Below are 10760 nucleotides of genomic sequence, written 5' to 3' on the forward strand. Positions count from 1 at the left end.
GGGGAAGACGCCGCCGCGCCCCCATTCAGGACAGGGATTTTTGTGAAGTTTCGGCGACGGCCGGCGACCGTCACCGGCTGATCACCAGGCCGCCCTGCCCCTCGCGCACCTCGAAGCCGTGGACCAAGGCCAGGTTGCGGACCAGGGCCGCCGGCTCGTCCAGGCGGAAGCGGCCGGCCACCCGCTGACGCGCCAGCTCCGGATCGGCGATGACGATGCGGCGCTCGGAAGCGCGGTTCACGCGCTCGACCAGCCGGCCCAGGGTGACGCCGTCGGTCTCCAGCCAGCCCGAACGCCAGTCGTCGGCCAGGGGATCGAAGGACCGGACCTTCGACAGCCTCCCCTCGGTGGCGAAGGCGCGCTGGCCGGGCGTCAGGTCGGCGGTGCGACGGATCAGACCATCGGGCGCCAGGCGCACCCGGCCACGATGCACCGACAGCTCCAGCCGCTCGGGACCACGCTCGTCGCTGACCTCCAGATCGAAGGCCGTGCCCAGCACGCGGGCCGAACCGGCGGCGGTCCTGACGGTAAACGGCCGCGCCTCGTCATGGGCGACGTCGAAGAAGGCCTCGCCCCGGCTGAGCGCCACCTCGCGGCGGCCTGTGCCCAGGCGCACCTCCAGGTGGGTGTCGCCGTCGAGCACGACCTTGGTCCCATCCTCCAGAACGACGGCGCGGTGCTCGCCCCGCGCGGTCTCGAAGGCCGTGGGCGTCACGGTCATAAGCTGAAGTTGCGGCCAGGCCAGCGCCACGGCCAGGCCGCAGGCCAGCACGCCGCCGGCCAGGGCCGCGATCGGTCCCGCCTGGCGTCGCCTGGCCAGCCGGCGCTGCTCGCTGAGCTTCATGGCCTCGGTCAGGGCGCTGTCCTGGTTGACGCCCCAGACCTGGTCGAAGGCCTGCGCATTGGCCGGGTCGTCCGACTTCCAGGCCTCGAAGCCGGCCTCGTCGTGGAAGGCCGGGTCCATCCGGCGGGCGGCCCACAGGGCGGCGGTGCGGCGGGCGCGGCTCATCGGCGGCCTCCGGCGGCGCGGCGCTCGGCCTTGGTCATCTCGCGATGCAGTTGCTCCAGGGCCCGCACCACGTGCTTCTCGACGGCGGCCTCGTTCATCGCCAGGGCGTGCGCGATCTCGCGCGTGGTCTGGCCGTGCAGGCGCCGGCGGATGAAGACGTCGCGACGCAGCGGCGGCATGGCGTCCAGCACCTTGCCGAACACCTCGACCTTCTGGCGATGCATGAGGATCTGTTCCGGCGCCGGGGCTTGGCAGGGGATTTCGTCGTCCAGCATCTCGGTCGGCCGCCGCTTGCGGCTGCGGAAATGGTCGCGGACGAGGTTGAGGGCGATGCGATAGCCGAGCGCCGCCCGGTCGGCGACGGTGCGCGCCTTCTCGTAGGTCAAAAGGCGCGCGAAGGTTTCCTGCACCAGGTCGTCGGCGGCGGCCGGGTCACGGGTGCGGCGGACGATGAAGTGATAGAGCTCGTCGCGCTGGGCGCGCAGGGACGCCAGGTCGGTCATGACGCGTCAGGACGCGCCGGCGCAGGAGAAGCGGCCTTCGGGAGCATGGGGCGGCGGCTACCACGGCTTCGTGACAGTTCTTCCGCCGCCCCTGTCCTTACCAGACGAAGGTGCCCGCCGACCTCGCGGGAAGCCTCGCCTTCAGGCGCCGGGCGCCGTCGACGATGGCGAAGATCTTCTCATCGCCGGTCTGGTTCAGCACGATCAGGGCGCGGCCGCCGTCCGGATTGACGAAGGCCACGGTCCTCAGACCCGCTGCCTCGGCGGGCGATCCGACCCGCACCGCGCCCGGCTTCACGAACCGGCTGGCGTGGCCGAAGGCGTAGTATTCCTGGTTCCGCTCGACCGCGCCGGTGGCCTGGTCGATGGTCACCACGCCCCGGCAGTCGCCGCAGCCGCCCGCATGCGGACCGTAGTTTTCATCGAGCGCCAGGTTCCACATCAGGACGCCACGAGCCCCGCCCCGGGTGGAGCCGACGATCAGCTTGTCCATCATCCACAGGAAGCTCTCGTCGAACCTGGCCGCCCACTGGCCGCCCGAACATTCGGTGAAGAACACGTCCTTGTCGGGATGGGCCCTGCGCACCTCGTCCTGCGCGGCGACGTCGCCGGCGTAGCAGTGCCAGCCCACGCCCGCGACGAACGCCCGAGCCTTGGGATCGGACAGCACGGTCATCGGCTGCTGCGGCTGGTCCCAGTTGTGGTCCCAGTCCAGCACCTTGGTTGCGATCCGCTCGCGGGCGAAGACGGGCCCCAGGTTGTCGCCGAAGAACCGCGCCCGGTCGGCGGCCGGCCAGCGCATGCCCGGATAGTTCTCGGGCTCGAAGTCCGGCTCGTTCTGGATGCTGAGATAGTCGGTCGGGACGCCCTGGGCCTTGGCCGCCTTGACGTACTTGGCGAAGAACTCGGCATAGACCGGATGGGCGTCGGGCTTCAGCTGGCCCTTCACCAGCGAGCCCGTGGTCTTCATCCAGGCCGGCGCGCTCCATGGCGATGCCATGACCTTCAGGTCGGGATTGATCTTCAGCGCCGCCCGCACGGTGGGGAACACGTACTGCTCGGGTCGGGCCGTCGAGAAATACTTCAGCTCCGGATCGGCCGCCCCGCCCGGCGCGTCGTCCAGGCTGTAGTGGTCGAGCGAGAAGTCCGAGGCGCCGATGGTCACGCGGGTGAAGCTGAAGCCGAGCCCGCCCTCCCCGCGCCCGAACAACTCCGAGAGCAAAGCCTGTCGCTGCGAGGCCGACATCCTGGTCTGGATCAGCCAGGCCGAGGCGTCGGTGATCGACGCCCCGAAGCCGACGATCGACTGGTCCCGGGCGGCGACGTCCACGGTCACGACCGGCAGGTCGTCGCCCGTCGCCAGGCTCGCCAACGGCGGCTGCTCGGCCAAGAGCTGGGTCCGGTCGCCGGTGGTCACCCAGGCGCGGGCGGCGCGCTCGGACGCCGGGGAGACGCTGGCGCAGCCTCCCAGGGCCAGAACCGCCGCCGTCGAGATCAAAGCCAGACGCATCACGGCTTGCGGCTCCAGGCCTTCAGCTTGGCCAAGCCGGTCAGGGCCGGATCGCCCGCGTGGGCGCCGACATACAGCGGGTACGCGCCGGCCGGCAGGGTCCAGCCCGGCTTGGCGGTGTCGTAGTCGGCCAGCACGCGCGGATCGACGCTGAGGGTCACCCTCTTGGTCTCGCCCGGCTTGAGGTCGACCTTCTGGAAGCCGGCCAACCGCACCATCGACTTGCGCTTGCCGGCGGTGACGTACAGCTGCGGCGCGTCCGCGCCGGCGACCTTGCCGGTGTTGGTGACGTCGAAGCTGACCTTCAGCCCGTCGCCGTCCTCGACCTTGAGGTTCCTGTAGCCGAAGCTCGTGTACGAAAGGCCGTAGCCGAACGGATAGAGCGGCTGAAGCTTCTTCTCGGCGAACCAGCGATAGCCGACGGCCGCGCCCTCCCCGTACTCGACCGGGAAACCCTTGATCGGCCCGGCTTCCTTGCCGGCCCGGCGGGCGTCATCGATGGCGGCCTGCTCGGCATAGCCGGGCGCGGAGGCGCGCGGGGCCTGGTCCTCGGTCCTGGGGAAGGTCATCGGCAGGCGGCCCGACGGATTGACCGCGCCGCTGAGGATGCCGGCGACAGCCTCGCCGCCGCGCTGGCCCGGATACCAGGCCTGCAGCACCCCGCCGACCCGATCGAGCCACGGCATCAGCACCGGGCCGCCGGTCTCCAGCACCACCAGCGAGTTCCTGTTGGCGCCCGCGACGGCGTCGATCAGGGCGTCCTGGTTCTCCGGCAGGGCGATGGAGGGCGCATCTTGCGCCTCGGTCTGCCAGTGCCAGGCGAAGACGATGGCGAGATCGGCGTCGCGCGCCGCGGCGGCGGCCGCAGCCGGATCCTTGCCGTCGACGTAAGAGACCTCGGCGTTCGGATAGGCCGCCTTGATCGCCTGCAACGGCGAGGAGGCGTGCCAGGTGACGCGGACGAACGAGGCCGCCTCGCCGCCGTTCAGCGGGATCTCGACCGGCGCGCCGCCGACCGAGCGCACCTGCGACGAACCACCGCCCGACAGCACGCCGACATCGGCGTGGGCGCCGACTAGCACGATCTTCTTCGCGCTCTTGGCCAACGGCAGCAGGCCCCGGTCGTTCTTCAGCAGCACCGCGCCGCGCTCGGCCAAGGCCTGGGCGACCTTGGCGTTGGCCGCATAGTCGATCGGCTGGGCGTTGGCCGGGGTCGGGTTGTCGATCAGGCCGGTGGCGATCACCCCGTAGAGGATGCGGCGGACCATGTCGTCGACCCGCGCCTGACTGACCTCGCCCCTGGTCACGGCGGCCTTCAGGTCGTCGCCGAAATAGATCTGCTTGTCGAGTTCCTGGCCCGACTGCTGGTCCAGGCCCGCCAGCGCCGCCTTGGTGGTGCTGTGCACCGCGCCCCAGTCCGACATCACCCAGCCCGGATAGTTCCAGTCGCGCTTGAGCACCTTGTTGAGCAGGAAGTCGTTCTCGCAGCCCCAGTCGCCGTTGATCTTGTTGTAGGCGCACATCACCGAGGCCGGCTGGCCCTTCTCGATGGCGATCTGGAAGGCCAGCAGATCGCTTTCCCGCAGGTCGGCCTCGCCGATGCGGGCGTCCATCACGTGGCGGCCGGTCTCCTGCGAATTGATGGCGAAATGCTTGATGGTCGAGACGATGTGGTTGCTCTGCACGCCTTGGATCGACGCACCGGCCATCTCGCCGGCCAGCAGCGGGTCCTCGCCCAGATATTCGAAGTTACGTCCCGCCCACGGGTCGCGGGTCAGGTTGACGCCGCCGGCCAGCAGCACGTTGAAGGTCTTGGCGCGGGCCTCGGCGCCGATCATCGCGCCGGACTCGTAGGCCAGCTTCGGCTCGAAGGTGGCCGCCAGCGCCAGGCCCGACGGCAGGGCCGTGGCGGTGTCGCCCTTGCGCTGCTCGACCTGGTTGGCGACGCCGAGGCTGGCGTCGCTCTCCCGAAGCGTCGGGATCTTCAGGCGCGGCACGCCCGGCACGTAGCCGGCCGAGGGGATCATGTCGGCGGGCGCGGGCTTGGTGTTGGGCGGGAAGAGGCCGTGCAGGTAGGTGATCTTCTCGTCCAGCGTCATCTGCCGGACCAGTGCGTCGGCGCGCGCCCAGACCGGGTCGTTGGCCCGCGCGGCCAGCGGCGCGCTGTCCTTTGTCGGCATGGTCTGGGCCAGGCTCGCGGCCGGCAGCAGGGCCAGCAGCGCCACGGCGGCGGAGGTCCGGCGCAGGATCCGCAGGGCGGATGAAGGCTGGGCGGCGGTCGTCATGGGCTACTCCGTGTCGGGATCGGGGGGGCGCCGCAACCGGGCGCGAGGGGGCCCGCGCCTCTTGCGAAAGCGGGCCGCGTCGAAACGAAAAAAAGCGCGGAGGGCCAGGGGAAGGGATCGGCCCTCCGCGCGCAGGGGTCAGAACTTGTAGTTCAGACCGAAGATGTACTGCCGGCCGTACTGGTCGTTGGTCTCGGGCAGCATGGTGCCGTCCGAGAGCACGCCGGTGCGGGTGCGGTAGGGACTGTTGTCGAGGTTGTTGACCTGCAGCACGGCCGACAGGCCCTTGAGCGGCCCGTCCTGGAACTCGTAGCCGATCTGGGCGTCGACCTGCTCGTCGGCCAGCACCTGGGTGAAGCCGCGATAGGCGAACAGCTGCACCACCTCGCCGCGGAAGGCCGAGCGGTGGCGCTTGCTGATCCGAGCCGAGAAGCCGGCCCGCTCGTAGTAGCCGGTGACGTTGTAGACGTCGCCCGACAGGCCCGGCAGGGCGTTGCTCGAGCCGGGGCCGTCCGGCTGGATGTCGGTCTTGGTGTGCGACATGCTGCCGACGAAGCCGAAGCCCTGCAGCCAGGGCGTGATCAGGCCGAAGTCGACCGCGCCCGAGATCTCGTAGCCGTAGAGCTTGCCGCCCTCCCCGTTCTCGGGACGGGTCAGGAGGCCGATGTTGCTGATCGGCGTGACCGTGCCGGTGTTGGGCACGTTGGAGAAGTCGTAGTCGACCGACTTGTTGTAGATGTAGGTCTCCAGGTCCTTGTAGTAGCCGGCGACGGCGATGTAGGTCCCCGGCGCGAAGTATTTCTCGACCGACAGGTCGAAGGCGGTGGCCTTCCACGGCTTCAGGTACGGATTGCCGCCAGAACCGCTCCAGCGGAAGGTCAGGGCGTCGACGCCGGCGGTGATGCTGGCGCGCATGTCGTCCAGGCGCGGACGGGCCGAGGTCTTGGCCACCCCGAAGCGGACATAGAGGTTCTCGACCGGCTCGGCCGTCAGGTTCAGGCTCGGCAGCAGCTCGTCATAGGTGTCCTCGACGGTGACCAGGCTGGGCGCCTGGGCCGTGCCGCCGCTGACGGTGTAGCCCGTCGATTCCTGCTTGGTGGAGATGTACTGCAGGCCGATGTCGCCCTTGATCGGCAGCGCGCCGACATGGGTGTCGATCTTGGCCATCAGGTAGGCCGTGGTCAGGCGCTCCTGGATCTTCCAGTCCTTGTTGTAGTCGTCGGCGTTCCCGATCGGCACGATGTCGTAATAGACCGGCAGGGCCTTCTGCAGGTTGATGGCCAGCACCTGATCGATGCCCGCGAACGACAGCGAGGCCGGCGAGAGCAGGTACTGCGAGGCCACCGTCGTCGGGGCGCGGCCGTTCTTCAGGAACAGGTCGTTGTCCGAGACCGTCTTGTCCTTCTTGCGGTCGGCATAGTTGATCCCGGCCTGCACGCTGCTCAGGAACCCGCCCATACGGGTCTCGGAGACGTCGTGGTCGATGCGGAAGTCGCCGGTGAACATCCGGTCCTCGACCTCGGGGAAGCGGATGGCGCCGTCATGGCCCCACCCGCCCCAGGCCGCCGGATCGCCCAGCTGCATGCGGCTGGCGTCGGCGTAGTCCAGGCCCGTCGTATATTTGCCGACGCCGTTGAAGGTGAGGTCGTAGCCGATGTTGTCGAAGGTGCGGATCGGGCCGTAGCCGGCGTAGGTCTCGAGGATCTGCTCGCGGCGCTCGACCTTCGAGTAGCCGATGTCGGCGGTGTAGGTGGTCGCGCCCGACACGTACGAGGTGTTCCAGCCCAGGGCGAACTGCTCGTCCTTGCGGGTGTTGCGGTCGTTGCGGACGATCGGGGTGACGTTGGTCGCCGTACCCGAGGTGTTGATCAGCGAGTTGCCGACCTTGGTGAAGCCGGGGTTCAGGAACACCGTGGCGTCGGGCGTGCTGGGGCTGGAGAACCACTGCATGCCGCGGCGGACCTCCTTCTGGTCGAAGGTCGAGTAGAACAGGTCCAGCGTCGAGTGCAGCTTGTCGTTGGGCCGCCATTCCAGCACCCCCATGTAGCCGTCGCGCACCTGGTCGCGGTTGGTGGCGAAGATCTCCTGGCCGCCCAGGCTGTAGGCCCCGGCGTTGGCCCCGGTGAACTGGGCCGGCTGCTCCCAGTACCAGGCCTTGTATTGCTGGACCTGGGTCGGGCTGTCGAGGTGAGCATAGCCCAGCGCCACCCCGATCGTGCCGTCGGCGAACTGGTCGATATAGGACGCGCTGAAACGGTAGCCGCTCTTGGAGCCGTCCGGATTGGCCTTGTCGAGGTCGCTGATCTCGCGGCGGGCGTTCAGGGTCATCACCCGGCCCTTCTGGTCCAGCGGGCGGACGGTGCGCATGTCGACCGTGCCCGACAGGCCCTGGCCGATCAGGGCGGCGTTCGAGGTCTTGTAGACCACGACGCTGTTGAGCAGCTCCGACGGATACTGGTCGAACTCGGCGGCGCGGTTGTCGCCGGCGCTGACCTGCTGACGGCCGTTCAGGAGGGTGGTCGAGAAGTCGGGCGACAGGCCGCGGATCGAGATCACCTGCACCCGGCCGTTGACGCGCTGGCCGGTCAGGCCCGGCAGGCGCGCCAGGGACTCGGCGATCGAAACGTCGGGCAGCTTGCCGATGTCCTCGGCCGACACGGCCTCGACCACGCCGACCTCGCGGCGCTTGATCTCGGCGGACTTCTCCAGGCTGCGGCGATAGCCGGTGACCACCACCTCGTCGACGGCGGTGTTTTCCTGGGCCGGGGCGGCGTCCTGGGCGTGGGCGGCGCCGGCCAGCAGAGACAGGGCTCCGGCCGAGGCATAGGCCAGCTGCTTGAAGCGCTGGGCGCCGGCGCGGGCGCGCGCGGCCGAATGGGCGTGATGGATCAAGGTACTCTCCCCTACTGCGTCTCTTCCCTGGCCCTCCTCGCCCCGTCTCTTGCGGATTCGGCGTCGAAAAGCCGCGCTTTCGTGAATTGGAAGCGCTTCCAACAAAGGCCGTAACCCGTCGGCCTTGTCAAGGGGATCACGGTTCGATCAGGGAGCGGAGGCGGCCGTGCCCCGTTCGACCACCGCGTGGTCGAGGCAGTCGAACTCCGGTTCGGCCTCGGCCCGGCCGCCCGTCAGGCGGCTGGCCAGCAGGGCCACCGCACGGCGGCCCATGTCCTTCAGCGGCTGGTGCACGGTGGTCAGCGGCGGCCAGACGATGGCCGACACCGGCGTGTCGTCGAAGCCCGTCACGGACAGGTCCTGCGGCACTTTCACGCCGCGTCCGTGGACCACCGAAAGCGCGCCCGCGGCCATGTCGTCGTTGGCGCAGACCAGGGCCGTCGGATGCAGCGGATCGTCCAGCAGGCGGGGCGTCAGCTCGACCCCCGAGCGGAAGGTGAAGTCGCCCCGCACCTGGATCAGGTCAGCGTCCCCGAGACCCGCCTCGGACAGGGCCCGCATCAGGCCGTCCAGACGCCGGTCGGCCGACAAGTGGCCCTCGATGCCGCCCATGAAGGCGAATCGGCGATGGCCCAGCTCGATCAGCCGGCGGGCGATGTCGTAGCCGCCGGCCTCGTCGTCCATGCCCACGCCGTCGGCCAGGCCCCTGCCCGCCCCGCCCGGCGAGATCGACACCACCTTGCAGCCGCGCCGCAGCACCTCGGCGATCAGGCCCGCGTCGTCCGAATAGGGCGGCGTGAAGATCAGCCCCTCGCAGCGCTGGGTGGCGATCAGGTCGTAGACCTGCTGCTCGCGGTCGGCGCTCTGCAGCGGGATGTGGCGGGTGACCAGCTGATAGCCCAGCTCTAGGCAGCCGCGCAGCGCGCCCAGTTCCAGGGCCGAATGGTAGAACGAGTTCGGCTCGCTCTCCAGGTCTGAGGCGAACACCAGGCCCAGCAGACGGCTCCCCCCGCCGGCCAGCGAGCGGGCCTGCGGATTGACCTTGTAGTCCAGCGCCCTGACGGCCTCCATCACCCGGGCCCGCACCTCGTCGCGAACATTGGGGCCGTCGTTGAGCACCCGCGAGACCGTCGTCCGCGCGACACCCGAAAGGCGCGCGACGTCGTCGATGGTGGGCCGTCTTGCCGTCAATGAACTCTCCGAACCGAACGCTGGGCGACACGATGGTGACGAACGGCCAGGCTGACAATAGCTCGACCGCAAGCTGTCCTGATCGCATAAACCACGGATGGATCAAGGCGGCCGCCCATTTACAGAAGCCGAGCCCACCAGGGGACGCTCGCGACTTTTCCTTGCTGGCTATGGCCTGGCCAACGCCGGCGCCTTCATTTCCTTCATCTCGTTCCTGACCCTGCTGGCGCCGCTGAAGGCCGCCGAGGTGGCGCCGCACGCCCGCGACCTGACGCTCAGCCAGATCTCCATCGTCGGGGCGATCACCGCCGCCATCGCCCACATCGCCTTCGGCGCGCTCAGCGACGCCACCCGCGGCCGCTTCGGCCGGCGTCGGCCCTGGATCCTCGGCGGCTGGGCGGCCACGGCGCTGGGCCTGGTGCTGGTCGGCCTGGCCCAGACCCCGTGGCAGATGCTGGGCGCGGTCGTGGTGCTGCAACTGGCGGTCAACGCCCTCTACGCGCCGCTGGCCGCCGTACTGCCCGACCTCGTGCCCGACCACCAGAAGGGCGCGGCGGCGGCCTGGGCGGGCCTGGCCCTGCCCGCCTCCAAGCTGTTCACCGCCCTGGTCGTCGGCGCCCTGCTGGTCTCGGCGGCCAGCCGCTATGCCGCGGTCATCGCCGCCACGGCCGTGCTCATCCTGCCCTTCGCCCTGACCCTGCGCGAACCGCCGCCCGCCGTCCGCGCCCCGGTCGCCTGGCCCAGCCTGCGGCTGACCGCCTTCGGCGATCGCCGGTTCCAGATGGTGTTCGCCTCGCGCCTGCTGGTCGAGACCGCCGTGGCGCTGCACACCCTGTATCTGTTCTTCTACCTCAAGGACCGCGGCGATCTGGCCGGCCGCCTGCCCGGCGTGACGCCCGAGGCCGCGTTCGGCCTGCTGCTGACCGCCTCGACCCTGGGCATGCTGGCGGCCGGCGCCGTGAGCGGCCCCCTGTCCGACCGGCTGGGGCGTCGCCCCATCGTCATCGCGGGCGGCGTGCTGATCGCGACCGGCGTCGCCCTGCTGCTGCTGGCGCCGGAGTGGCCCGGCCCTCTGGTCGCCCAGATCGTGTTCGGGATCGGCCACGGGGTCTATTCGACCAGCAACCTCGCCCTTGTGGCCGAGGTGCTGCCCGACAATGCGCGCAACGGCAGGGACCTTGGCCTGATGAACGTGGCGGTGGCGGCGTCACAGGCGCTGGGCCCGCTGCTCGGGATCGCCGTGGCGTCTACCGGCGGCGACCTGCGCGGCGTCTTCGCGGCCGCCGCCCTGGCCGCCTTGGCCGGCGCCGGAGCCTTGCTGGCGAGGCGCTGACCGCGATCGTCCGCATGCGGCCGATCGCACAGGGCGC

Annotated in this window: 7 protein-coding genes; 1 reads left to right on the plus strand and 6 read right to left on the minus strand. The window is 70.1% G+C overall.

Translation table 11 applies throughout. The annotated features are described in order from the left end of the window. Nucleotides 1-70: 70 nt before the first annotated feature. From DDF62_RS12090 to DDF62_RS12115, 6 genes are all read right to left on the minus strand, one after another. Nucleotides 71-1009, minus strand: a complete 939-nt coding sequence (locus DDF62_RS12090) for a FecR family protein (protein WP_116489344.1) — start codon at nt 1007-1009, stop codon at nt 71-73. Continuing rightward, entirely contained in the window at nt 1006-1512 is a 507-nt protein-coding gene (locus tag DDF62_RS12095) for an RNA polymerase sigma factor (protein WP_116489345.1), read from the minus strand. The genes DDF62_RS12090 and DDF62_RS12095 overlap by 4 nt, the downstream gene beginning before the upstream one ends. Nucleotides 1513-1609: 97 nt before the next feature. Then, a complete protein-coding gene (locus DDF62_RS12100) occupies nt 1610-3022 on the minus strand; it encodes a glycoside hydrolase family 30 protein (protein ID WP_116489346.1) in 1413 nt (470 codons plus the stop codon). Then, nucleotides 3022-5307 carry a beta-glucosidase gene (locus DDF62_RS12105; protein WP_116489347.1) on the minus strand — a complete coding sequence of 762 codons (2286 nt, stop codon included), beginning with the start codon at nt 5305-5307 and terminating at the stop codon, nt 3022-3024. Before DDF62_RS12105 ends, DDF62_RS12100 begins: the two co-directional genes overlap by 1 nt. A 138-nt stretch (nt 5308-5445) precedes the next feature. Beyond that, nucleotides 5446-8199, minus strand: coding sequence for a TonB-dependent receptor (locus DDF62_RS12110; RefSeq protein WP_244286801.1), 2754 nt, complete (start codon nt 8197-8199; stop codon nt 5446-5448). A 147-nt stretch (nt 8200-8346) separates the two neighbouring features. Then, the gene (locus tag DDF62_RS12115) at nt 8347-9390 is read right to left on the minus strand and encodes a LacI family DNA-binding transcriptional regulator (RefSeq protein WP_116489348.1); all 1044 of its coding nucleotides are present in this window, start codon (nt 9388-9390) and stop codon (nt 8347-8349) included. A gap of 97 nt (nt 9391-9487) precedes the next feature. Here DDF62_RS12115 and DDF62_RS12120 point away from each other — a divergent pair, with 97 nt between their 5' ends. Next, nucleotides 9488-10723 (plus strand): MFS transporter, encoded by a 1236-nt coding sequence (locus DDF62_RS12120; RefSeq protein WP_116489349.1) that lies wholly within the window; start codon nt 9488-9490, stop codon nt 10721-10723. Nucleotides 10724-10760 lie beyond the last annotated feature (37 nt).

The organism is Caulobacter radicis (genome assembly GCF_003094615.1).
GTDB classification, from domain to species: domain Bacteria; phylum Pseudomonadota; class Alphaproteobacteria; order Caulobacterales; family Caulobacteraceae; genus Caulobacter; species Caulobacter radicis.